26 protein-coding genes are annotated in these 25,030 nt (G+C 42.0%); 1 reads left to right on the forward strand and 25 read right to left on the reverse strand.

All coding sequences use genetic code 11. The features are described from left to right. Position 1: 1 nt before the first annotated feature. The 20 genes from J0K78_RS02285 to prsW all read right to left on the reverse strand — a co-directional run bounded on the left by J0K78_RS02285 (position 2) and on the right by prsW (position 18,091). Positions 2-805, reverse strand: a complete 804-nt coding sequence (locus tag J0K78_RS02285; protein ID WP_160913572.1) for a heptaprenyl diphosphate synthase component 1 — start codon at positions 803-805, stop codon at positions 2-4. Between the two features lie 90 nt (positions 806-895). Continuing rightward, positions 896-1,120 carry a trp RNA-binding attenuation protein MtrB gene (gene mtrB, locus J0K78_RS02290; RefSeq protein WP_160913574.1) on the reverse strand — a complete coding sequence of 75 codons (225 nt, stop codon included), beginning with the start codon at positions 1,118-1,120 and terminating at the stop codon, positions 896-898. A 184-nt stretch (positions 1,121-1,304) separates the two neighbouring features. Further along, entirely contained in the window at positions 1,305-1,577 is a 273-nt protein-coding gene (locus J0K78_RS02295; protein WP_008638574.1) for an HU family DNA-binding protein, read from the reverse strand. A gap of 527 nt (positions 1,578-2,104) precedes the next feature. Further along, positions 2,105-3,583: a stage IV sporulation protein A gene (spoIVA, locus tag J0K78_RS02300; protein ID WP_206945206.1), complete on the reverse strand. Its 1,479-nt coding sequence runs from the start codon at positions 3,581-3,583 to the stop codon at positions 2,105-2,107. A gap of 244 nt (positions 3,584-3,827) precedes the next feature. Then, positions 3,828-4,556, reverse strand: coding sequence for a YajG family lipoprotein (locus J0K78_RS02305; protein WP_206945207.1), 729 nt, complete (start codon positions 4,554-4,556; stop codon positions 3,828-3,830). A gap of 17 nt (positions 4,557-4,573) precedes the next feature. After that, the gene (locus J0K78_RS02310) at positions 4,574-4,771 is read right to left on the reverse strand and encodes a DUF2768 family protein (protein ID WP_160913580.1); all 198 of its coding nucleotides are present in this window, start codon (positions 4,769-4,771) and stop codon (positions 4,574-4,576) included. A gap of 684 nt (positions 4,772-5,455) precedes the next feature. Next, positions 5,456-5,713, reverse strand: a complete 258-nt coding sequence (locus J0K78_RS02315) for a stage VI sporulation protein F (RefSeq protein WP_089652586.1) — start codon at positions 5,711-5,713, stop codon at positions 5,456-5,458. 61 nt (positions 5,714-5,774) lie between these two features. Beyond that, entirely contained in the window at positions 5,775-6,815 is a 1,041-nt protein-coding gene (locus tag J0K78_RS02320) for an NAD(P)H-dependent glycerol-3-phosphate dehydrogenase (RefSeq protein WP_206945208.1), read from the reverse strand. A 25-nt stretch (positions 6,816-6,840) separates the two neighbouring features. Next, positions 6,841-8,151 carry a ribosome biogenesis GTPase Der gene (gene der / locus J0K78_RS02325; protein ID WP_160913582.1) on the reverse strand — a complete coding sequence of 437 codons (1,311 nt, stop codon included), beginning with the start codon at positions 8,149-8,151 and terminating at the stop codon, positions 6,841-6,843. 177 nt (positions 8,152-8,328) lie between these two features. Continuing rightward, positions 8,329-8,514, reverse strand: a complete 186-nt coding sequence (locus J0K78_RS02330) for a capping complex subunit for YIEGIA (RefSeq protein ID WP_206945209.1) — start codon at positions 8,512-8,514, stop codon at positions 8,329-8,331. After that, positions 8,511-9,395: a YIEGIA family protein gene (locus tag J0K78_RS02335; RefSeq protein ID WP_160913583.1), complete on the reverse strand. Its 885-nt coding sequence runs from the start codon at positions 9,393-9,395 to the stop codon at positions 8,511-8,513. The genes J0K78_RS02330 and J0K78_RS02335 overlap by 4 nt, the downstream gene beginning before the upstream one ends. After that, positions 9,392-9,985 carry a YphA family membrane protein gene (locus tag J0K78_RS02340; RefSeq protein WP_206945210.1) on the reverse strand — a complete coding sequence of 198 codons (594 nt, stop codon included), beginning with the start codon at positions 9,983-9,985 and terminating at the stop codon, positions 9,392-9,394. Before J0K78_RS02340 ends, J0K78_RS02335 begins: the two co-directional genes overlap by 4 nt. 587 nt (positions 9,986-10,572) lie before the next feature. After that, positions 10,573-11,595: a type 2 isopentenyl-diphosphate Delta-isomerase gene (gene fni / locus J0K78_RS02345; protein WP_206945211.1), complete on the reverse strand. Its 1,023-nt coding sequence runs from the start codon at positions 11,593-11,595 to the stop codon at positions 10,573-10,575. Between the two features lie 75 nt (positions 11,596-11,670). After that, positions 11,671-12,813, reverse strand: a complete 1,143-nt coding sequence (rpsA, locus tag J0K78_RS02350) for a 30S ribosomal protein S1 (RefSeq protein ID WP_089652592.1) — start codon at positions 12,811-12,813, stop codon at positions 11,671-11,673. A 103-nt stretch (positions 12,814-12,916) separates the two neighbouring features. Next, positions 12,917-13,498 carry a lysophospholipid acyltransferase family protein gene (locus J0K78_RS02355; protein WP_206945212.1) on the reverse strand — a complete coding sequence of 194 codons (582 nt, stop codon included), beginning with the start codon at positions 13,496-13,498 and terminating at the stop codon, positions 12,917-12,919. Next, positions 13,495-14,181 (reverse strand): (d)CMP kinase, encoded by a 687-nt coding sequence (cmk, locus tag J0K78_RS02360; RefSeq protein WP_206945213.1) that lies wholly within the window; start codon positions 14,179-14,181, stop codon positions 13,495-13,497. Before cmk ends, J0K78_RS02355 begins: the two co-directional genes overlap by 4 nt. Before the next feature lie 122 nt (positions 14,182-14,303). Then, the gene (locus J0K78_RS02365) at positions 14,304-14,966 is read right to left on the reverse strand and encodes a flagellar brake protein (protein ID WP_206945214.1); all 663 of its coding nucleotides are present in this window, start codon (positions 14,964-14,966) and stop codon (positions 14,304-14,306) included. Positions 14,967-15,073: 107 nt separating this feature from the next. Then, positions 15,074-16,414 carry a germination protein YpeB gene (gene ypeB, locus J0K78_RS02370; protein WP_206945215.1) on the reverse strand — a complete coding sequence of 447 codons (1,341 nt, stop codon included), beginning with the start codon at positions 16,412-16,414 and terminating at the stop codon, positions 15,074-15,076. Between the two features lie 11 nt (positions 16,415-16,425). Further along, positions 16,426-17,277 carry a spore cortex-lytic enzyme gene (gene sleB / locus J0K78_RS02375; protein WP_206945216.1) on the reverse strand — a complete coding sequence of 284 codons (852 nt, stop codon included), beginning with the start codon at positions 17,275-17,277 and terminating at the stop codon, positions 16,426-16,428. 154 nt (positions 17,278-17,431) lie between these two features. Continuing rightward, a complete protein-coding gene (gene prsW, locus J0K78_RS02380; RefSeq protein WP_206945217.1) occupies positions 17,432-18,091 on the reverse strand; it encodes a glutamic-type intramembrane protease PrsW in 660 nt (219 codons plus the stop codon). Between the two features lie 91 nt (positions 18,092-18,182). Here prsW and J0K78_RS02385 point away from each other — a divergent pair, with 91 nt between their 5' ends. Continuing rightward, positions 18,183-19,151, forward strand: a complete 969-nt coding sequence (locus J0K78_RS02385; protein WP_206945218.1) for an asparaginase — start codon at positions 18,183-18,185, stop codon at positions 19,149-19,151. 74 nt (positions 19,152-19,225) lie between these two features. Here J0K78_RS02385 and J0K78_RS02390 read toward each other — a convergent pair whose 3' ends face one another. The 5 genes from J0K78_RS02390 to J0K78_RS02410 form a co-directional block, all read right to left on the reverse strand. Next, on the reverse strand, positions 19,226-20,200 hold the full coding sequence (locus J0K78_RS02390; RefSeq protein ID WP_206945219.1) for a YpdA family putative bacillithiol disulfide reductase: 975 nt from the start codon (positions 20,198-20,200) through the stop codon (positions 19,226-19,228). Positions 20,201-20,435: 235 nt separating this feature from the next. Then, entirely contained in the window at positions 20,436-21,716 is a 1,281-nt protein-coding gene (locus J0K78_RS02395; RefSeq protein ID WP_206945220.1) for a Glu/Leu/Phe/Val family dehydrogenase, read from the reverse strand. Positions 21,717-21,869: 153 nt separating this feature from the next. After that, the gene (locus J0K78_RS02400; protein WP_206945221.1) at positions 21,870-22,790 is read right to left on the reverse strand and encodes a D-alanine--D-alanine ligase; all 921 of its coding nucleotides are present in this window, start codon (positions 22,788-22,790) and stop codon (positions 21,870-21,872) included. A 339-nt stretch (positions 22,791-23,129) separates the two neighbouring features. Then, positions 23,130-23,711, reverse strand: a complete 582-nt coding sequence (locus J0K78_RS02405; RefSeq protein ID WP_160913603.1) for a genetic competence negative regulator — start codon at positions 23,709-23,711, stop codon at positions 23,130-23,132. A 337-nt stretch (positions 23,712-24,048) separates the two neighbouring features. Then, a complete protein-coding gene (locus tag J0K78_RS02410) occupies positions 24,049-24,951 on the reverse strand; it encodes a MerR family transcriptional regulator (RefSeq protein WP_206945222.1) in 903 nt (300 codons plus the stop codon). Between the last annotated feature and the right edge of the window lie 79 nt (positions 24,952-25,030).

Consider the following 25,030-nt stretch of genomic DNA (forward strand, 5'->3'; position numbering starts at 1 on the left):
TTCACCCTTCTTCCGCTATCTTTCTATGGTTGAATTGATGATGAATAGCCGCGTGCATGTAAGATTTCAGCCAGTTGAAATGGACGGGTAGCTGGGTGATCGTCGTTTCCAGCCGGTGCATGTGATTTTGCAGCATTTGTTCAATGTTCACCACTACTTGGCCACTATTCCCAAGTAAAGCCGGGCGTTTGATCAGGGCATCAATAAGAGGGGAGAAATTCCCTTCCTGATAGCTGCGCTTTGCTTCCATCAACTTTTTAGCTAACAGCCATTCCCCCGCCATATCATTAATGGCTGTTTTTTGGACATACGAAGCAACCCTTTGAATAAGCAGAGACTCAATTTTTTTCAAACCTTCTAAAAATTCTTGGAATGACTCCACATCTTTATAATAAAGTTCCATCTTCAATTCATTGATTTCCTTAATTGCCCCAGCAAGCGTATGAATCATAGGAATGTCGTCAAGTTGAGAAAGCAGATAATAATACAGGCCGCTATAATAATCGCCGGCAAGGACCGTCAATTGACGACTGCGGATGATGTCACGATCATCTTCTTCATCCGATAAAGTAACGAGATCGTGTGTATCAAGAGCAATCTGAACAAGCATTGTTGTAATGATGTATTGTTCTTTTTTCACCTCAGACAAATTCGTGTGATCCATGATAGAAGACAAAATGACAAGTTTGTCTTCATCGATCGTCGGCTCAGGGATAAAACGTACCAAATAAGGGTGGCGAACTTTCGATGCAATTTTTCGTTTGAGTTGTTTGATGTCGTTATCTGAAGAATTCAACTTGATCACCTTGTCCCTTCCTGAACACTATTAAACCATTCCTATTATAGCATATTTGACCTTTTACTGTTTACTATGTATACGTTCGCAGAGCGAATGTCACTCTGCCTCGTTCGTCATTTCTCCGTGGCTCGTTTGAATGACCGCTTTCCCACGTACTTTCACGGCAGAAGTATGCTCTGTAAACTGAGCAATCATGACTTCCCCACGATCAAGCTTTTCAGAGTGATGGAAACGTGTATCCGTACCGCGGGTCAAACCGATGACATTCACACCATCTTCAAGAGCTTTTATCACGAAGAAATCGTTGTTAGATGTAGTCATAAGGACCGCCTCCTTCTAGTATCATTACTATCTCTTAAAAAGGGGACTGTTGTCAAAACATCCACCTTGTTCACTCCTGCATAAGAACGGCCTCATCATCATTATGGCCTCAAAACAGGTTTTTTAATAAAAATAAAAAGAAAAAGGGTGCACATGCACCCTTTTTCGAAGCCCTATGTAGCTATTATTTAACCGCATCTTTAAGGGCTTTACCAGGTTTGAAAGCTGGTACTTTACTCGCGGAGATTTCGATTTCTTCTCCAGTTTGCGGGTTACGGCCTTTACGTGCCGCGCGCTCACGTACTTCGAAGTTACCGAATCCAATTAATTGGACTTTATCACCGTCTTTAAGTGAATCCATGATAGATTCGAATACAGAATCTACAGCTTGTGTAGCATCTTTCTTAGAAAGATCAGCTTTTTCAGATACAGCGTTGATTAGATCTGTTTTATTCATGCCATTCACCTCCTCCCAAGAAGGTTTAACTCATTCAAGTGGTTTCATCCACTTCAAATGTTTATTTAGGTGCCATCTTTTGATGACAAGCCTTATAATAAACGAGTTTGTAGCGAAATTCAATAGACAATCATGTAAAAAACGCGTAACAATGCGACTTCAGAGCTGAATCTCGCTTCATTTTGGGTACCGCCTGCCATAATCTTCTTCAAGTGGCAAACCCACTAAAACATTGATATGGCGGGGATTAGACAACTTTATTGATCTTCACATAGGTAATTACGACATCTAACTCAAAAAATCCTTTTAACTTCGTAATTTTTTTCAAAAAAACACTGAAAAGAAAGCATTTATCGTGTTTTTTTGAATAAAAAAGAAGTTCCTGTAGTCTTCTATTGTGAAAGCAAACTCAGGTATTCTATACAGGGCTCCCTCACTTTTGTAGGTCAAAAAGACACCCAGATGCTCTATGGCTTGACCTTGTTTAAATACCTTAAAAAAAATTAAAAACGGCTCACACGGAGCCGTTATAAAATAATTGCGATCATACCACCAGATCCTTCATTGATAATACGCTCGAGCGTTTCTTGTAATTTGTATCTTGCATTTTCCGGCATGAGGGCCAGTTTAGCCTGAATGCCTTCACGTACAATTGAACTTAAGGATCTTCCGAAAATATCGGAATTCCAAATGGATAGTGGATCTTCCTCAAAGTCCTGCATCAGGTACCGCACAAGTTCTTCGCTCTGTTTTTCTGTACCGATAATTGGTGAAAATTCGGATTGGACATCCACTTTGACCATATGGATTGAAGGAGCGACTGCTTTCAAACGCACCCCGAATCTTGAGCCCTGCCTGATGATTTCAGGTTCATCAAGTGTCATATCTTCTAAGGTCGGTGCAGCGATGCCATAGCCGGTCTGTTTGACCATTTGTAAGGCATCAGCCACTTGGTCATACTCTCTCTTCGCATGTGAGAAATCCTGCATGATCTCAAGTAAATGATCTTTTCCTCGGATTTCTTCTCCGACAATTTCTTTCAGGACATGATCGTACAAATGCTCCGGCGCTTGAAGATCGATTTCAGCAATCCCTTCGCCAAGGTCCATCCCTGAGATATGAGCACCCGTAATGTACTCGTATTGATCGAAGTTTCCTACGACCGTATCCACATCCCGTAATCGTTTAATATCCTTAACTGTATCTTCAATCGCTGCTTGAAGGTTGTTTCTCAACCAGTGACGGGAATCAAGAACCATCACCCAGCTTGGTAAGTTCACATTCACCTCAAGCACAGGGAATTCAAATAATGCTTCCCGCAGGACATTTTGAACATCGTTCTCCCGCATGCTCTCTACGGATAGCGCAAGGACGGGAATATCATATTTATTAGATAGGTTCGCCCTCAATTTCTCCGTATTCGGATGATGAGGCTGCGCGGAGTTCACAATCATGATGAAAGGTTTTCCGACTTCCCTTAATTCTTCTACGATTTTCTCTTCCGCTTCCACATAATCAGCCCGGGCGATTTCACCAATGGTACCGTCTGTTGTCACAACGATTCCAATGGTCGAATGCTCCTGGATTACTTTTTGAGTACCGATTTCTGCTGCTTCATGAAAAGGGATCGCCTCTTCATACCAGGGAGTATGAATCATTCTTGGTCCGTGCTCATCTTCATACCCGACTGCTCCATTCACAGCATAGCCTACGCAGTCAACCATGCGGACGCGAATGTCGAGGTGATCATCAATATTGATGTTTGCCGCTTGATTAGGGACAAACTTAGGTTCTGTCGTCATAATCGTCTTCCCGGCTGCGCTTTGAGGCAGCTCATCCAACGCGCGCTCACGCTCTGATTCTTCCTCCATATTTGGTAATACTACGAGCTCCATGAATTTTTTTATGAATGTGGATTTTCCAGTACGAACAGCCCCAACGACTCCTAAATAAATATCTCCATTTGTCCGTTTGGAAATATCACTGAAGATATCAACCTTTTCCAAAGGATCCCCTCCCAAATAAAATTTCACCTTCATACAAGCCTAGACAATCTAATTCTATGACGTTGTCCTAGTGAAATATGCAAGAAATTATAAGTACAGACACTTCTAGTGGACAAACAATCATAGATGATTCGCATAAACAGGAGAAGAGAAACGCTGGATAGATAAGGTAATATCAAGTTTAGTTTATGCTCACTAAAAATCTATGAAAAAAACCGCCCCTCTATGCAGGAACGGTTAACAATCATGTCGATGGCTGAGCTTTGGAAAACACCGGCTCTCCATCTTCTATTGTGTATGTGGTGGAATAGGCAGGGACGAATGGGGTATGATCCGTCAGCAAGTAACGGATGTCTTCTCCATGTTCGTAACTGTGATCTTCATTTCTTAAGTATGTGTACAAGTCTTTTCGATAATCAATATACACTCTTCCCTGTTCATCCAGATAAACGGGAAGTTTTTGATCAGAATAGGGACTGTCGACCATCGGAGGCTCGTCCATTCCAATTTTCTCATGATCAAGTTCATACACCCCTGGAGCTACGAAATCACCAAAAGGTGGATATTTATTATTATCCCGGTAGAACTTCACTTTAACCTGCAAAGACCGAACCTCCTCTGTCGTTCTAAGGTCCAGTACTTTCACAGTCGGATCTGTTTCAGGATGGATGATGACATACTGATAATGGCCGCCGTTTTCAAACGAGGTACCCGGTAATTCAGAGAGAAGATTCATTTCTTTCAACTTACTGAATTCAATCGGATACTTCTGGAAGATTGGCGTATCTTGATCTTTTGTTTTGATAGGCAGAAGACCGTTTTTCTTCTCTTGATAAGTATCTACAGCATTTTGAACCATCTCAAGCTGCTGGTCATTCGGCACCTGGTTCTTTGCCAACTTGTTCTGCGGATATAGACATCCGGAAAGCAAGAATGCCGTCAAGGGCAATAATATGAATATAAAGCGTTTCATGTGGTGTCTCCCTCCTGTTAGGCTGTAGGTCCGCTCAGGACGATATAAAAAATGATGATACCCCCGAAAATCATAAACAAATAGGCAAATACTGCAATCATTACTGATAGAAAGCCTTTTAATTTATACCTGCTTAAGTAAATCAAACCAACAGCCAGGAACAATGAAATAATCCCTGCGAAGGATATGTACATTTTGAGCATTGATTCAGACACAGTTCTTCCTCCTTCAAGCACACTTTGCTGATGGTATTATACCATAAGTATCAATAAACGGACAGATGAGAAAACAGAGTCTATCAGTCTTGTATAGCCGTTCTTACAACCTTTTCTTCAAATGTCTCTCGCCTATATTTTGTTGATGAATGGTTATTGTAGAATATAGCGATTTTCTTGAAGACTCAATTTCGAGACTTTTGTTGAGTGGATGGGGCTGCAGGGAACGGCGAGACTCCAATGGGGTGTGGGGGACAGCTGAGACCCCGGAAGGCGTAGACTGAGGAGGCTCACCGCCCGCCCCATGAAGTATTCAAATGCTCCATCGTCCTGGTAGACACGACTGGCATTAGCAGAACAGCAACGGAATGTGTTTTTCATTCCGTTGCTGTTCTGCTTATAACGCGTGTGTCTGGACGATGGAGCAAGACGAACCTTTTCCCGGAGCCCCTAGCGTCTCACAAACGTATCGAAACTGATTCTTCAAGATAAGGGGGCTTTTATGAAATGAATATTTCGGATTACTGAGTCTTTCAAATGAAAAAAGCATAAAAAAATCCGGAGCAAATGGTTTGCTCCGGTTGACTAAACAATTCCCTGACCAGCTCATGTGTAATGATTGCTGCGTAATATCTTATGCATACGAATGAAGGACCGCCTCCTCAGGCGCCTATTGGTTCGTAATCATTTTAAAAACTTGCCTAAGGTATTCATATCCAGAGGCATGTTTTGTTTGGTGATTGCTTCAACGATTTTATCTTCCTTAGATTTAGACACGTTCTTATTAGCAACCTTTGCGAGCTGGCGAACAAGACGTCTGACCGTCTTTTCATCACTGAAATCAGCATTTTGTACAGAATTCGCCACTTTGAAGACATCTTCTGGGTCGATGTTTGCCTTTTTCTTCAGATGATCAAAAATATTCTTCTGAAAATCGTTCATGAACAATTGACCTCCTCGTGCGTTAGGTTCTGTGTAGTATATGCACGAGAGTCGATATGTGTCAGTCATTCATCTTTTCATCAAGAATATTTGTCAAATCCTCCATTTCATGACGTCGAATCCTTGTCATCAATTCGTCGACGACATCTCTTGGATCAGCCGATTCAAATAAAATTCTGTAGATTCCTGAAGTGATCGGCATTTCCACTCCTTGCTCCTGCGCAAGTTGGAAAGCGGCTTTCGTCGTCCTCACACCTTCAACGACCATCCCCATTTGATCCAATACCTCATCCAATGGGTACCCTTGTCCAAGTTTATTCCCAGCCCTCCAATTTCGGCTGTGAGAGCTCGTACAAGTTACGATAAGATCTCCGATACCTGTCAAGCCGGAGAAGGTGAGCGGATTCGCTCCCATCGAGGTTCCAAGACGGGCAATTTCAGCAAGCCCTCTAGTAATTAGAGCTGCTTTAGCATTATCTCCGTAACCAAGCCCATCAGAAATACCAGCACCAAGGGCGATAATATTTTTCAAGGCGCCCCCAAGTTCCACACCAACCAGATCAGGAGATGTGTACACACGGAACTGTCGATTAATGAAGAGGTCCTGCACTTTTTCCGCGACTTCTAATTCTTCTGAAGAAACCGTTACAGTCGTCGGCTGCCTAAGACTCACTTCTTCCGCATGACTTGGACCGGAGAGGACGACGATATCTTCATATTTTTCTTTAGGAATTTCTTCGGAAATCACTTCAGAAACACGCTTGTAAGAGCCAGGCTCTATCCCCTTTGAAGCGTGTGTAATAATCACTTTTTCGTTTAGGACTTGCTTCAATTGACCGCAGACTTCTCTCATAGCCTTTGTAGGAACAACTAAAATGACATGTCTTGCATTTTCTACAGTTGCTCCTAGATCATGGCTTGCGGTAATCGAATGAGGAAGATCAACATCTTTCAAATATTTTTCATTTCGATGCGTTTGGTTAATTTCTTCAGCAAGGCTCTCCCTGTGTGTCCAGAGATGAACCTCATGCCCGTTATCAGCAAGAACGAGGGCAAGAGCTGTTCCCCAGCTCCCCGCACCAAGTACAGCTACTTTCTCCATGATACCTGCTCCCTTCGTGAATGAATCAGCTACGTCTTCTAGCGAATATCTTAATTGGCGTTCCTTCGAAACCGAAGGCTTCACGAATCCTGTTTTCTAAAAATCGCTCATATGTGAAGTGCATCAATTCAGGTTCATTGACAAAAACCACAAAGCTTGGCGGTTTGACAGAAACTTGAGTGGCATAAAAGATCTTCAGCTTCTGACCTTTAATGGATGGAGATGGATTCATAGCAAGGGCGTCCATAATCACTTCGTTAAGCAGATTCGTCTGCACACGTTTCGCATGATTCTCGCTTGCTTCCAAGACTTTCGGAATCAGTGTATGAATCCGTTTTTTTGTTTTGGCAGATAAAAAGACGACTGGAGCATAGTCCAGGAAACGGAATTGATCCCGAACCTTATCCTCAAACTCTTTCATCGTTTTTTCATCTGTCTCCACAGTATCCCATTTGTTGACCACAATAATGACAGCTTTCCCAGCTTCATGGGCATAGCCCGCAATCTTTTTGTCCTGTTCTTGAATACCATCATCTGCATCAATTAAAGCCAAAACAACATCCGAGCGTTCAATTGCTTTCAAAGCCCTCATGATGCTGTACTTTTCGGTCGTTTCATAAACTTTGCCTCGTTTTCTCATGCCGGCTGTATCAATGATCACATAATCTCGATCGTCTTTTGTGAAAGGAGTATCAATGGCATCTCTTGTCGTACCTGCGATATCACTGACAATCACGCGTTCCTGACCAAGAAGACTGTTTACGAGCGACGATTTTCCTACATTCGGTCGGCCGATCAAGCTGAAACGAATGGTATCATCATCGATCTCTTCCTGAATTTTTTCCGGGAAGTGACTCACTACTTCATCCAGCATATCCCCGAGTCCCAGACCATGTGTACCCGAGATCGGGAATGGTTCACCAAAACCGAGGGAATAGAATTCATATATGTTTTCCCTCATTTCAGGATTATCTACCTTGTTCACTGCAAGTACCACCGGTTTATTCGATTTGAATAGTAGCTTGGCTACTTCTTCGTCAGCCCCTGTAATTCCATCACGGCCGTTAACCATGAAAACGATGACATCCGCTTCATCGATCGCTACTTGGGCCTGTGCTCTCATTTGCACAAGCAACGGCTCGTCCCCAAGTTCAATTCCACCTGTATCAATGACATTGAAACGAGTGGTCAGCCATTCCGCTTCTGCATAAATCCGGTCCCTTGTAACACCGGGTGTATCTTCTACAATTGAGATTCTCTCTCCGACCAGTCGGTTAAATATCGTTGATTTCCCAACATTCGGTCGTCCTACAATAGCAATTACTGATTTTCTCATGAAAGGATCATCCTTTCTTTATTTCTATTTTCATTATTCCATGTTTCCTCAGTAGTGAAAAGCAAAAAAATACTGCTCTTCCCCGGGCGATGGTTTAATAGCCCATCTTCCGAAGAACAGCAGGAAGCCATTAACTTTATTATCTTAGCAAACTTTAGAAAAAGAAACAATTCTTTCTCAGTGCTTGACGATAATATAGAGTTGATCACTTAATGCATGAGCGATTCCATCTAAAATAGCTTCTAAGTTTGCTGCAACAGCTTCCATCTCTTCCTTCGTATCGCATTTAAACACAGCTGCACTTCCATGGACCCGATCATCCTCCGTAGTCACGGCTGCCAAAATGGCCTTCTCCATTTTCATGAATGATTCCTCCTACCTTTTCTCGAAGGCATTTGTATTGCATTTTCAAGGACGGGTACGTGTTCAATAATTTCCTTCGCTCGTTTAGAATCCTTCTCTTGAGGAAGAATGAACACACCAATCCTTCCATCATTCAAGTCTCTCTTGATCAATGGCACGAGAGCGGGAGTACCTGAATCCCTGAAAACTCCAAGGGTTACAGAAACGTCATGCAAAATAGCCTGTCTTTGACCGAGGTTAGCAATGGTGGAACGCACACTGAATTCTTTAGGGGTCAAAACGAAGCCCATTCCATATTTCATAATCTCTTCCTGACGCTCAGGTAAACCAATGTTCATAATGTAAATGTTATCCACATATAACCCAGCTCCGTCGAAGGAAATGGCCTTCTCTTCTACCGTGACGATATCCGATAGCTTGGACCCGCTCATCAACATTCCAGATAGAAGGAAACATACGATAGCAGCACCTAAAGCTACCCAAACATTAAGCGCTAAATAACAAAGAGTCACGACAAAGGAAGTGAAGATAACAAGGTAATTCCTGCTTTCGAAAGCCACTGCTATTCCTTCAATATACGTATTGCCTCGTGGGACAAGTTCATAAGAGTCCATTTCCGTTAATGTATTTCTCTCCATATTACGCACTTCCCGGAATTGCGAAGCCGCTAACGTCAAAAAAGTCACGGCTGTGAATTCTTTTTCCATAATAGAAGGAATGGCTATGGTTCCCAGTGCAGCTGCAATAAACCCTAAAGATAAATGGATGATTTTCCCATGAAGATAAGTAGGATATTGCCTGTAATCCGTACGCAGCATAAAGACTCGAAGTGCTGTACCGACAAGGATTCCTAAAATAATGGGATAAGTGTATTCATTCACACAAAAGCAGCTCCTTTTGATATGGATTTTCTTTTTTTACGTATCGATCTCTTCAATTGATCCATGCCATGAAAAAGGAGCAGGACAAACACCCCTTTGATCCAAAAAGAGAGCATCACGTGAGTGTTAATCAGCCCTTCATTTAGATAAAGGGCGAAGATAAGGAAAGAGAATAAGGTACCCCCGGCATTCGTTAACATCCATAGACCGATCTGGCCACCTACATCCTTAATAAAAATACGAAGGAGGCCCGCAATCACAAGGGTGAACAGAGAAATACCCGGAAGGTTCACCCATATTGGGTGGACAATAAGAAACATCCAAACAGCTGCGTAACCAATACTAAGAATGAACGGCCAGAAATAATCAAACAATGACCTTCTTATCGATATATATAGGTAGGTTCCGAGAACGACGAGGGTAATAATATGAAAGTAAAATTGCCATTTTTGACTCCAGGAAAGCATGTCATATGTACACATAAAGACACCCAAAACCAGTAACAAATCGCGTTTGAATTTCCTTCTATGAATGAAAAAAATGGCTATAACCGTTATTGACCACGCAAACCAATAAAACGTTGCCTCCAAGACTCACACCTCCCAAGCTTCACCAATTATTATGTGTGGTTCATGAAAGCTTTAAACATTATCTATAAAGAAAGAGGGATAACGGTTTGTGATTATTAGTTATTAAACAATATGGCAGGATTGTTGTAGACTCAGTTTCGAGACTTTTGTTGAGTGGATGGGGCTGCGGGGAAGATTTTCGAAACCACTACTTAAAAATCAGCTTGTATGGTTTTGGGAAAAGGATAATATTAATTCTGCCCAGTGGGCATTCAGAAAGTGAAAGCTTGATACAGAAGCTTATACCCACTCTAGATGGGAGAGTGGTGGACACTCCATCTGGGTATAGGGGGTTCGTTTCTCCCTCATATGAAATAGGGTGGTTGGGAAGCTGCGAGACTCCCGTGGGAGAAGGAGATAGGCGAGATCCCGCAGGACGCAGTCCGAGGAAGCTCGGCGCTCCCCCACAGGAAAGCGAGTGGCTTCCCAGTCACCCCTAGCGCTTAACCAGGCAACGAACCCTGGAAACATCTCGAAACTGAGTCTTCAAGAAAAGGGAGCTTATGTTTAAGAAGCATAAAAAAACCTATGACAAATTTGCCATAGGCTTATTTCATTCTTTGGTCATACCATTGTTTCGTATAACCGAACTTAACATGTGCTTTTCCATTCAGTTCCTTAGGGTGGAGAGCATTCTGAAGCATCATAGCTATTTTAAATTCATGTAGAATATGATGGATCTCCTGAATTAACTCTTCCCTTCCTTCATTCACTAATATCTTTAACAATGATCCGGCCATTCCGAACCCTTTTGCACCAAGAACCATTGCTTTTGCTCCATCAAGGCCATGACGAACGCCTCCTGATGCGAAAACATGCAAATCATCCTGAATTGCCGCTTCAAGTACAGAAACCGGAGTGGGAATGCCCCAATTGTTAAAGGAAGTATATGCACGCTCCCGCCGCATGTTCTCGACTTTAGAGAAGTTTGTCCCCCCTCTTCCACCAACGTCCAGGTGACGAACTCCCATTTGATAGAGAATATCGGCAGTTTCTTTCGACATCCCGTAACCCACTTCTTTTACAATCACTGGAACGTCCATGTGGTCAATGATGCCCTGAATTCTGTGCATACAATGTGAAAAATCACGATCTCCTTCAGGCATGATCATTTCTTGAAGAGTATTGATATGAATTTGCAGAGCATTGGCATCTAGCATACGAACCGCTTCCCTTGCCTGCTCTAACGTTGCTTCACTACCAACATTAGCAAAAATCACACCTTCAGGATTCGCTTCTCTGACAATTTCATATGTTCTTCGCTCTTCGACATTTTTCAATGCCGACATTTGAGAACCGACAGCCATCCCAATTCCCGTTTCTTTTGCAGCTATAGCCAAGTCACGGTTGATAGCCATAGTCTCTTCTCCGCCACCGCCAGTCATCGCATTAACAAAAAGAGGGGAACTTAAATAAAGTTCCCCTACTTGTATATTCATCTGTATTTCCTCGAAATTGAGACGGGCAAGACTTTGATGAACAATTTCGATGTCATCAAAATGATTATGAATCTCCCGTTCGTGACTGATGGCGTGGCGGATATGGTCAATCTTTCTTTCAGATCTGCTCATATCCATCCCTACTTCTTTTAAGCACATCACCATTAAGTGATGGTTGCAAAATCCAACACTTAGTGGTTCAGGAGCTTATTTTTTGTATTTATCAAGCTTGTCGCCAATCATATCACTTAAAGAGAATCCGGAATTGTCATCTTCTTTCTCATACTGTTGAATTTCAGCACGAGTCTCGTCACGCTCCAACTCTTTCATGCTTAATGAAAGACGTTTAGCGTCCTCGTCAACATCCAGAACTTTCACTTCCACCGTTTGTCCTTCTTCTAAGACTTCATCAGGTGTACCGATATGGCGGTTGGAAATTTGAGAAATGTGGACAAGACCTTCTACTCCAGGGAACACTTCGACGAAAGCACCGAAGCTTACGAGACGACGAACCGTTCCTTCAAGAGTTTCACCAGGGTTCACTTTTGAAGTGATGTCATGCCATGGTCCTGGCTGTGTAGCTTTCAGAGAAAGAGAAATTCTTTCATTGTCACGATCGACAGAAAGCACTTTGACTTTGACTTCTTGGCCTTCTTCTACAACATCAGATGCTTTTTCCACATGCTGATGAGATAACTGGGAGATATGTACTAGTCCGTCAATACCTCCAAGATTTACGAAAGCACCAAAGTCTGTCAAACGTTGTACAGTACCTTCGATGACTTGTCCTTCTTCTAGAGATTGTAGCACTTCATGCTTCTTCGCTGATTCTTCTTGCTCAACGACTGCACGGTGGGAAAGGATTACACGATTTTGCTCACGATCCAATTCCACGACTTTTAAGGAAAGTGTTTTTCCTTTGTAGTCTTCAAAATCTTCAACGTAATACGTTTCAACCAAAGAAGCTGGAATGAATCCACGCAGACCGATATCTACAACAAGCCCGCCTTTAACTACATCTTTAACTTCAGCTTCAAAGATTTCTCCGCTCTCGAACTTAGCTTCCAAATCTTCCCATGCCTGATCTGCATCAACGGCACGTTTAGAAAGTACGATTTCATCATCTTCCACTTTCTTCACTTGCAGGGTGAGCTCGTCTCCTTCACTCACTGCATCTGAAGCTTTTTCTACATGAAGGCTGGATAATTCACTGATAGGTACAATACCTTCGACTTTATATCCAACATCTACGAGGACCTGTTTTTCTTCAATCTTCACGACTTTACCAGTCACGATGTCCCCTGCAGAGAATTCTTTCATTCCAGATACTTCTTGATTCATTTCATCCATACCAAGCTACCTCCTTCAAATTCCGACACAACCTAATAATACAGAAATGCCCTTTTGTCTAACTTCTAATATTTAGAGCATTTTGTCAAGTGATTACGCCTCATCATTGATGAATTTTATGCAATTGTCTGATTTCTTCCATAATCCGATCCGTAACAACCTGGGCAGAAGCTTTCTGTTCACGATATTCCGTCATATCAATCGGTTCACCATAAACCACTTTCAATCTCTTAAACCTCTTATATGGGCCGATGATGGCGCAGGGAACAATCGCAGCTTCGGACCTCAATGCAAAGAAACCAGCCCCGGCAAGACCTTTGCCGATTTCGCCGTTTTTCTGCCTTGTGCCTTCAGGAAATAGTCCAAGCGCGTGCCCTTCTTTCAAAATATCCAGACCTTTTCGTAAGGCGTTTCTGTCCCTCATGCCACGTTTGATCGGAAAAGCATGGACTTTTTTCAATATACCCCCAATTACTGGGTTTTTAAACAACTCTTCTTTCGCTAGGAAGTAAATATTCCGGCTGCTTGTTATACCTACAACTGGTGGGTCCATGTTGGAAATGTGATTGGAACAAATAATGACGGGGCCTTCTGCAGGAATGTTCTTCTTTCCGACAATCTTTATTCTGTACATCGGATATAAGATGATGCTGCACAAAGCTTTTCCTAATTTATATAAGTTCATCCCTGGTCCCCTTTCTTCCTTTTATCATTTACGATGTTTAAAATGCCCTCGACCACTTGGTCAATATTCATGGATGTTGTATCGATCTCAATGGCATCCTCTGCTTTAACCAACGGGGCAATTTCCCGATTAGAGTCGATTTCATCTCTTTTTCTAATCTCCTCTTTCAATTGTTGCAAATCAGAAGAAAAACCCTTTTCAAGATTTTCTTTATGACGCCTCTCCGCTCTTTCTTCGACAGAAGCAATCATAAAGATCTTCACTTCGGCGTCTGGAAGCACATGGGTTCCAATGTCACGACCATCCATGACCACACCCTTGTCCTTGACGAGTTCCTGCTGTCTTTGCACCATTTCTTCGCGGACGTTTTTGTGTTTAGCTACAATCGACACTTGATTGGTAACTTCTGCTGTCCTGATTTCATCTGACACATCTTGTTGGTCGAGGATAACTCTCTGACCGGAATCACTTTGAATGAGGTTCAAATCAGATTGACTCAGGAGCTGAGCCAGACCATCCTCATCTTCGAGTGAAACGCCTTGTTTTAACGCCTTCCATGTCAATGCTCGATACATTGCACCTGTATCCACATAAATAAAAGATAGCTTTTCTGCGACTTTTTTTGCTACAGTACTTTTTCCGGCTGCCGCTGGGCCGTCAATGGCAATTGTCATTGTGTTCATACGATCCGTATCCTCCATCTGTCTTATCAAAGAGAAAACGCACCGGTACAGCGCGTTTTCTCTAAAATTTTCGCTTAATGATCACAATCAAGAATAACATAAATCTACTATGAAAATCCATTTTATTTGAGTGCTCTCACTCGTGATTGCATCTGTTGTTCAAAACAATATTTGATAATCAACTGTCTGTCCTTTTCATGAATATCAATAAATTCAATAGAAACCCTTTCATGCTGGGAATCTTTCGCAGGTATAACCCGGATTACTTTACCGTCGGCAATCACATAATGGATTTCACCTGTATTCATGGGAAGAACAAGCGTCAAGCTGATCTTTTCCTCTTCTTCTAATTTATGGGAGGGCGACTGTCTTAACATGACCCCTCCACCACTAATATCACTCGTAATCGTAGGAAAAGAATGAGTGTTGCTTTCTACAGCTACATCCACAGAGGCATCAACACGTACATATTTGCGTCTCTGAACCCTATTCAATTCTTCCATGCCGGGAAAAAACAAGCCGATAACTGGAATGTTTCTTTTTTCCCGTGCCATCACCTCTGTCTTAAACCAATAAACAGATTCGTCTTGGCCAACAAAACTTGCTTGAAATTGTGTGCCGTCCAGAAAAAATCCGGTCCGGCCAGTCTTTGTATGTACAGGATAATCAATGTAAATTTTACTATCTTCAAAGTCCACCAATTTACACTTGTATTGATCGACTTCATCCACCTCTGGTTTTCTTAACTCTAGCGTAAGAGGTGTCCCCACCTTCAAATTCTGCATCATGCTCCCCCTCTATATACATGATTACATTATCTCATGTCTCTCTAAAAAAAGGAAGATAATAGGTATAAAGACAGAGAAAAAGAACCCTGATCAGGGTTCTTTTTTTAAACTTCCTGGTTGAACTTCATCTCTGCTTTTTTCAACGTTTCCACTTTCTCTTCCTGTCCATTGGTCGCATTAATAAAGATACGATAAGTCGTATTTTCCATCGTAGCAAGGAATTCATAACATAGCACTTGCTCGTTAACATCATTTTCTATCACAGAAAGATGATTCTCCTGTACCTCGACATTTGGATTCACTTTTGATCTCGCTTCTTCCAATGAGATTTCAGGTTCGTTGAGATCTCGTTCACTATGGAAATTATAGTAATCACGCGAACTCATCCCGAGCACTTCTCCATTATCAAGCGCCACTTTTACTACTACAGAATCTGGGAAAAATCTGACGTCATTCTGAGTGTAAAGAAAACGGAAAACACCCATGTTGTCATATTGATTACTTTCAACGAGCTCTAAGTTAGATATTTCCAAGCGTTTGGCATATTTTTTCGCTTTTTCAGATGCTTCATAAAGTGATATTTTCGGCTCAGCGACTTTACGGCTGATCATGATCGTCAAAGGATGTCCTCCTTTTTCCGTCAAATCGATGTACCCATTTTTATCGCCGTTTTGAAAGGAGGCCGTGTACATTGGTACATCCGCACCTTTTCCTGATTTTGTAACTGTGAGTTTATCTGTTGGTACTTTTTCGAGCCATTGACTGGCGATTTTCTTCGCTTGCTTTTCATCAATCTTTTCACCTTCAAGGTGTCGGAAGCTTTTCTGCGGACCTGAGGAACCAAGGCTTGTATTCGTTACTGACCCTTCGAAACCATCCACAGATTTCTCTACGGTCTTGAATCCATTGACAATGGTATTATCTCCAACTTCGTCATTGGTGGCTAAAGCAAGTTCAACATCCATCCACCTTAGATTATCTTTCATTACGACATTTTGTACTTTTCTTAGTTCCCCTTCAATTTCACCCGACTTTTTGTGAAGCTCCTCAAGCATTTGGATCTCTTCTTCACTGAGGGGTTTCTTTTCAAGGTCTCGAACAGCCGTCCGATAAGTAAACTCACCAATGTCATGTAAGAATTCTTCCGTCTTATTAAAAGGAAGAAGTGTCAGTGGAAGCTGGCCAACATCTGAACTTGCATCAGAAGAAATCTTCCATATTTCAGCGAGTTGAGGGGATAACCGGTTTCGAGAGTTCATCGCTAAGCTTGAACCGATTTTGTCATGGAGAAGATCGACATTGTAAGTCAGTTCATGAAATGCCCTTTGATAACTGTTTTCAGCCTGGATCAAGACAGCATTTTTGTCCTGATTTTCTTTATAGCCCCAAATACCTGCACCAACCGTAGTTATACTTAGTAATATGATGGCGATCCATTTACCCATACGCCCACCTCCTATTTACAGAAAATATGTTTGCCGATTTGCTTGATTTGCGGCCTTGACCAGATCCAATCGGACGTAGCTGTGCTTGGATTGAAATAGTACAGCGCCTGACCTGAAGGGTCCCACCCATTAATTGCATCCATGACGGCCTCTTTCGCCTGATCATTAGGCTCCAGCCAGATTTGACCATCAGCCACGGCAGTAAAAGCACGAGGTTCGAAAATGACACCAGATGCATTGTTAGGGAATGAAGCACTCTGGATCCTGTTTAAAATGACAGCTGCTACTGCCACCTGCCCGACATAAGGCTCTCCGCGGGCTTCGCCGTAAACAGCATTTGCCATTAATTGAATGTCATTTTGTGAATAGCCGCTTGGAACATTGACAGCTGTCGGTTCCTTTGGCTGCTGTTGTTGCTGTTGATTTTGTTGTTGCTTCTGATTTTGCTGATTCTTTTGATTTCCTTGTTTGGTTTGCTGGGATTTAGGAGTTCCCCCGTAATGTGTAAAATCATTGCCTTTTCTGATCTGTTCTTTTACGTAACCTTCATCATAGTTGCTGGCTTTATTCAGCTTATTCTTTACTTCCTGACCTACGAGTCCATCAATTTCCAGACCAAATTCATACTGAAAATTACGAACCGCCCAGTAGGTTCCCCAACCGAAAACTCCATCGATTTCTCCGTTGTAAAAACCTAAGTATTGCAACCTGGATTGAAGTTCAATGACATCATCACCTGTGGCCCCTTGCTGAATGACCTGATTTGAAAAACCTAGGACAGGTTTGACATAGGTCAACTCTGATAAAGGGAAAAGCAACAAGGCTAGACCCATAAAAACGACCATCGTCTTCTTCCATACCATCCAATATCCACCCCTGACCCAATAGTTTAGTTATAAGGGTAGTTTTTAACAGAACCAAAAGATTATGCATATTTTCATATCTGCACCCAGCTACGTATCATAGGCTTTCTGATTCTTGTCTCCAACGCATAAAAAAGAACAGCCATGCGGCTGTTCATGTTTTCAATAATTTTTCATGATGCTGATTCGCTATTTTAATCTTACGAAGCCCGATAAGCCATAAAATAATCATAAAAGGAGTAATCCAATACATCCATGTCATTTCTTTCACAGTAATAATATAGTCATAAATCACGTGCAATCCTACAGGAATGACCAACCCTATCGTTAAACACCAGTTTGAACGATTTGTCCTGAACTTAGCTTTCCCCATGTAATATCCCATAATGACGCCAAAAAGAGCATGTGAGGAAACGGGAAAAACAGCACGCAGAATGGCGATTTCAATACCGTTTTGAAAAATATAGATGATGTTCTCGATCGTTGCAAACCCTAAACTGACAGCCACCCCGTAAATGATCCCATCGTAATGATGATCAAAATCAGAATGACGATAGGCTACAAATAACATAAAGAACCATTTAAAGAATTCTTCCAGTAAACCAGCAAGAAAAAAGGATTTCATAAATGACGAGTGAAATACATTTTCAACTTCGAAAGCATACTGAATGAACATGATAGGAAAAACCATAATTACGCCTATGATGAACATACGGATAATTAAAGGAAGGGGCTCTAATTCAATCCGTTTACTTAAGTATATAAATGTCATGATGGCCACGGCAGGAGATATAGCGGCAGTCAATATGGCCATGTTTCTCAACCCTCTCTCTTTCATTCACCTAAGTTTCATCGTATCATGAAGGTATGAGAAAAGGAACATTTGAATGGAAGATGGTGTAAATATGAAGCGTATACTAGTCATTCACACAGGTGGCACAATATCTATGAAGGAAAACAAAGAAACAGGAGAAGTGAACACTTCGTCCAAACATCCTTTGGATGAGATCTCCACCATGTTAAAAGGGAACACGGTCATTGAAGATGAGATTTTGTTTTACCTCCCTTCCCCACATATCCGGCCGGATCACATGTTGAAACTGGGTCGATCCATCCATGAAAAAATGTCCAGAAAAAACTATGATGGCATTGTTATCACTCATGGTACAGATACATTGGAAGAAACCGCTTATTTTCTAGACTTGTTTTTGCAGACGAGGAAACCTGTAGTCGTTACCGGCGCTATGCGTTCCAGTAATGAAATCGGATCCGATGGTCTGTATAACCTTCTCAGTGCAATCAGGGTAGCCAATTGTGATGAAGCACAGGACAAGGGTGTGCTCGTTGTCATGAACGATGAAATTCATACGGCTAAAAACGTGACTAAAACCAGTACGAGTAATGTAGCAACATTTCAAAGCCCTCAGTATGGTCCAATCGGAATTACAACTAAAACGGAAGTGTTTTTCCACCATAAAATGACACGCCGTGATTCTTATCCCATTCAAGACATTGGAAAGCAAGTGGCCCTGATCAAAGCTTACGCAGGTATGGACGGCACTTTAATTGACGCCGTTCGGGAAAGCAAGGTAGATGGCCTTGTCATCGAGGCTTTAGGGCAAGGGAATTTACCACCAGAAACAGTAGATGCTTTAAAACGGACCCTTCATGATGGCATTCCCATTGTTCTGGTCTCCCGCTGCTATCAAGGAATTGTGCAGGATACATATGGTTATCCAGGTGGGGGCCGTCAACTGAAGGAAATGGGAATCATCTTTGCTAATGGACTTACTGGACCAAAAGCCCGTATCAAACTTATGGTTGCACTTGAAATGACCACAAATATGACGGAACTGGAACATATGTTCAGCTAATAACCGATGAAAAGTCACTTGATTATACAAGAAAGCCTGAAGTCAAAAAAGGACTCCAGGCTTTCTCTTTACATTTATTTAGCAGAAAGTGCTTGGGCTATTTTTCCACCATGGTGACGGCCATTTTCAATGAAGATTTCATTGTTGTTATATCCGGCTGCGATGACACCTGCAATATAGATGCCCTGGATGTTCGTCTCCATCGTATCTTCATCAAACGCAGGCCTTCCCGTTTCTTCATCCATCTCTACTCCCATTTTTGTGAGGAAAGCATGGTCCGGGCGGTACCCAGTCATAGCAAAAACGAAATCATTTTCAATTCGTTTTTCCTGACCCTGACATTCATAGACAACTTCATCCGTAGTAATTTCTTTGACATTCGCACAGAACTCCATATCAATGATGCCTTTATTGACCAATGCTTCGAATTGTGGAAGAATCCACGGCTTGATACTTTTCGAATAATCTTCTCCACGGTAAAGAACGGTAATGTACGCTCCAGATTTTTCTAATTCCAGCGCAGCATCGGCCGCGGAATTTTTGCCACCAATGATGACGACGTTCTTCTTATAATAAGGATGTCCCTCTTTGAAATAGTGCTTCACTTTTGGTAGATCTTCACCTTTAATATTCATATAATTCGGTTGATCATAATATCCAGTAGCGATGACGATTTGACTCGCACTGTAATTCTTGACTTCGCCTTCTACTCTCTCTGAGTGAACGATAAAACCGTGGTCGTTCCGTTCCACTTTGGTTACTTTTTCATACGTATTCACTCGTAAATCTTCTCTTCCTGCGACCGCTCGGTAATAAGCCAATGCTTCATTGCGGACGGGCTTTTGACGCTCTGTAATGAATGGGATGTTCCCGATCTCAAGCTTTTCACTGGAACTGAAAAACGTCTGATGTGTAGGGTAATGATAAATCGAATTGACGATGTTTCCTTTTTCAATAATAAGCGGCTCTATTCCTTCTTTTTGCAATTCGATGGCTGCACTCATTCCACATGGCCCACCACCGATAATGATGACTTTTTCTTCTTGCACGACCAACACTCCTCTTTCATTCCCGATACAGGTCAATCCTTTAATACCTTCTTTTATCCATCTGGTATGGTTTCCACATACAATTCCCCACTATACAACGTAAGCTTTCAAGCAAAGATTACAATCATAGGGTATGCTCATATTCTCACCTAGTCCTTTTACGGCACCTAGTTTTTTCATAAAAAATGAATCTCCTATCATAACCATGATAGGAGATTGCATTCTTAGAATCAAGTTAGATCCATCCACGGAACCTTGAGGCTTCCGCCATTTTTCTAACTCCGACCATATAAGCGGCAAGTCGCATATCTACACGACGCGTCTCAGCCGTACGATAAACGTTATCAAAGCCTTTAACAATGACTTTATGAAGCTTTTCTTCCACTTCTTCTTCTGTCCAATAATAACCCTGGTTGTTTTGGACCCATTCGAAATAGGATACAGTCACTCCGCCTGAGGAAGCTAACACGTCAGGGACAAGTAGAATTCCACGTTCAGAAAGGATTCTTGTGGCATCCAATGTCGTAGGACCATTGGCTGCTTCTACAACGATGGTTGCTTTTATGTTATGGGCATTATCTTCCGTAATCTGATTCTCGATCGCTGCGGGTACGAGAATGTCACAATCAAGCTCCAATAACTGTTCATTTGAAATGGTATTTTTGAATAGATTTGTGACTGTTCCAAAGCTGTCACGGCGATCTAATAAGTAGTCAATATCAAGTCCATCTGGATCGTGAAGTCCACCGTAGGCGTCTGAAATCCCTATCACTTTCGCCCCGCGGTCATGCATGAATTTCGCCAGGAAACTTCCTGCATTACCGAAGCCCTGGACCACGACTCTTGCCCCTTCTACGTTGATTCCTTTTTTCTTGGCCGCTTCTTCAATACATATGGTCACACCTTTGGCTGTGGCTGTTTCACGGCCATGTGAACCACCAAGAACCAGGGGCTTCCCTGTGATGAATCCAGGATTGTTGAATTCGTCAATCCGGCTGTATTCATCCATCATCCAGGCCATAATTTGAGAGTTAGTAAACACGTCTGGTGCAGGAATGTCTTTTGTAGGGCCTACAATCTGACTGATGGCACGCACATACCCACGACTGACTCCTTCAAGTTCACGGAAGGACATTTCGCGCGGATCACATACGATTCCCCCTTTACCTCCTCCATAGGGAAGGTCAACGATTCCTGCTTTGAGACTCATCCAAATAGAGAGCGCTTTTACTTCTTTTTCAGAAACGTTCGGGTGGAAACGGACGCCTCCTTTAGTTGGACCAACCGCATCATTATGCTGGGCACGATAGCCTGTGAAGATCTTAATCTGATCATTATCCATACGAACAGGAATTCTTACCGTCATCATTCTTACAGGTTCTTTCATCAACTCATATACTTCATTAGGATAACCTAATTTATCTAGTGCTTTTTTAACCACCGTCTGAGTGGACTTTAACACATCAAGTTTATCGTTATTTTGGTTTGCAGAATCTGTTGGCTTATCGGCTACCATCCATTTACCTCCTATATCAATCCATTCGATTAGGGCTCGTTCTTCAGTGATTAGTATACACGTTCACTACTAATTAGGAAAGCTGAATGCGGCTTTTTCTAACCGTTTTCAAAGAAAAATTGTAAACGTTTACACTTGTGTGGCTTTATTCTATTACGATATCTCTACGAATTTTTGGATAAGGTCGTCATAACTTAAGCCGATTGCCTGAGCAGAATCAGGGAAAAGGCTCGTTGGTGTCATTCCCGGCAAGGTATTCACTTCTAAAATGACCGGTTCTTCATTCTCATTAATAATGAAGTCAACACGCGAATAAACATCACAACCAAGCAGCTGATGAGCCAAGACGGCGTCTTGTTGCAGTTGAGCTGTCAACTTTTCACTCACTTGGGCCGGTACGATATGTTCACTGCCTCCTGGTTTATATTTTGAATCAAAATCATAATAATCATTCTTAGGAATGATCTCTATTACAGGAAGAGCCTGTTCTTTTCCTTTATACCCCATTACAGGTACGGTTACTTCTCTGCCTTTAACGTAATCTTCAACTAGAATCATAGAGTCAGAATGTGCAGCCATTTCGATCGCCTGGCGTATATCCTGTTCCTTTTTGACGATAGTTAAACCTAAAGTAGAACCTTCTTGATTCGGTTTTATGACGAATGGGAGAGTGAACGTCCGTTTGATTTCATCTTCAATCACGGAGAATTGACCGTGGTCTGTAACATCAAACACTTCACTTTTCGCTGTGTGTAAACCATTCAAGGAAAAGATTTGCTTGGATTTAGCTTTGTCCATGGCCAGGGCTGAAGCTAAAACTCCTGAACCGACATAAGGTATGCCGAGCATATCTAAAAGCCCCTGAATCTTTCCGTCTTCACCAAAACGTCCATGCAGCCCGATGAAAACCAAGTCCACATCCAACTTCAGTACTTCTTCCATTTTTTCAGGAGAAAAGTCGATCGGCGTAACCTCGTGTCCCTTGTTCTCTAACGCTTTAATGATTCCCTTTCCAGTTGAGAGAGAAACTTCTCGTTCCCCTGATGTACCACCATATAAAACCGCAATCTTCATTTGTTACACTCCATTTCATAGACCACTAAATAATAATTAACTTACACCAACTCTTATCTTAACATGTTCCCTTACAAGCTTCTATTTAAAAATAAAGCACTGGATTATTTTATATTCCTAAGCCTCCAACTCCAACATTCACTTCAATGAAAGTAGAGACGTCTCGAGTTTCGTTGCTAAAGTTAGCGTCAGGGGTGGTTGGAAAGTGAACTGTTTTCCGAAGTCCCTAGATCCACGCAACATCTGGAAACGGAGGATCCGGATAGCGAAAAAAACGTACCAGTGACATCGTTATGTCATAAAAAAAGAACGACTCTTATGAAGCGTCGCTCTTGCAGTTTATGAAAAATGTTTATAGATGGTTCGACATGCATCTTTGTCCATGATTTGTTTTCCATATTCAATCAAGCGGTGAGATGTCGCTGCTGTAGCGGAAGCGAACTCAGATAAAAGTGCAATCACTTGATCTTGATCTAAATGGAAGATATCTTCATCCTCAAGAAGCATATAATAAGAATCATGATAGAAGAAAACACTGCCCCCGGTTACATCAAGCTGATACAGCTGGTGCCCTGCCCGGATGACATGTTCGAAGTCTTCAAAGGAGAACATCATTTCTTTACTTTCATCCAAAGTGACCTTCATTTCAATGTAATCTTCATCGTCTTCTATATCGGCGGGCTCTGTTTTCGTTACGACGACTAACATGCCTTGCGCTTGCAGGAGATATACCTGCACCAACAGGACACCTGACAGTTCGACACCCAGTTCGATTCCTGCATCATACATCATATCACTGAAAATACGATGCACTCTGGGTAAATCACTCCAAAGCTCCTCACGAGACAACCCCCGATCCATCAGATCATCAAACGTAAGGAAGATCTTAAATTTCTCATTCGTCATTCTTTCCACTCGCACATGATCGCCCCCCTGTCACGATGTGTTATCTATATCTTATGATGACTGATGCGATTATGGCACCTTTTTTCAAATTATATCTAACGATTTGGGCGTGGGCAAACATTTTCCGCCGCCAAATCAATCATTATGTAATAAACTCTCCCCTCAAAAGGTCCATATAATTGATCACCAAACGCTTTTAAATACAAGCTTAAAGGCTTCTTCTGTTATGAGGGTAGACTTAGAAAGACATCAGGGCACGCATTTTCCCACGTTAATAATGGAACGGCCCCTTTTAACAAGGTACCGTTCCATTATTAAGCGTTCATTCAGCTTCTGTTGTTGGTACTGAACATTATGTCGCCTGCAACCAACGTTCCCATGCTTTTTTAGAGTTTCCTACAATAAACGGCTGGATTCGTTTTTTGTCCAGTTCAGAAAGGCGATCATAAGCATATCCACCAAGACCAATTTTCAGGTCAGGGTATTGTTTTTGCAATGATTCTGCCAGCCTTACCGTTATGGGGATATTCTTTTTAAGCGTACAGGACATGAACATATACGTGGGTTCAATTTCATCAATGACAATATCAATATCTCCGCCTGCAATACTCTGACCGAGATAAATGACATCGTATCCTTTCCGTTTCAAAAACAGAGCAAAGATCAACAGCCCTAATTCATGCCTTTCGTTAGGACCACAGACAAGCAGGGCTTTCGGAAGCATTCCATCGACTGGAATAGACAGAAGCATCATGCCGATCCTTGAACGGATGAAGTGACTCGCGAAATGCTCATGGGCACTCGTAATCCGGTTTTCCTCCCACAAGTCACCGACTTTCACAAGGATAGGTCCAATAATATCAATTGCCACCGTTTCTGGCGTGAATAAACTGAACGCGTGATCAAGATGGCGCTGCGCATCGTTTTCATTAAAGGATAGAAGGCTGTTCAACAACTCATCACCAATTTTATCCAGTTCGGTTTTATGTTCAGATTCATGATTAGTGCTCGTCACCGCTTCTTCATTACTTTCTAACAAGGAAACCGCTTGCGATATGGTGAATCCCTTGTTCACTTTTTCCATCAACCATTTTAGAATTCGCACATGCTCATCGGTGTACAGACGATGGCCAGCCTCATTTCTTGAAGGGCGAATCATTTTATATCTTCTTTCCCAGGCACGGAGCGTACCCGGCTGAATTCCTAATAACTGTGACACAGCTTTTATATTGTATTTTGCTTTCGTTGTTGCCATAAGTCTGCCTCCACCCGTCCATTTTCCTTTATTATATAAGATGTCAAGAATGTGTGTAAAATTTCAATATTCTCCCTAT

Source organism: Halobacillus sp. GSS1 (genome assembly GCF_017307035.1).
Lineage (GTDB): Bacteria > Bacillota > Bacilli > Bacillales > Halobacillaceae > Halobacillus > Halobacillus litoralis.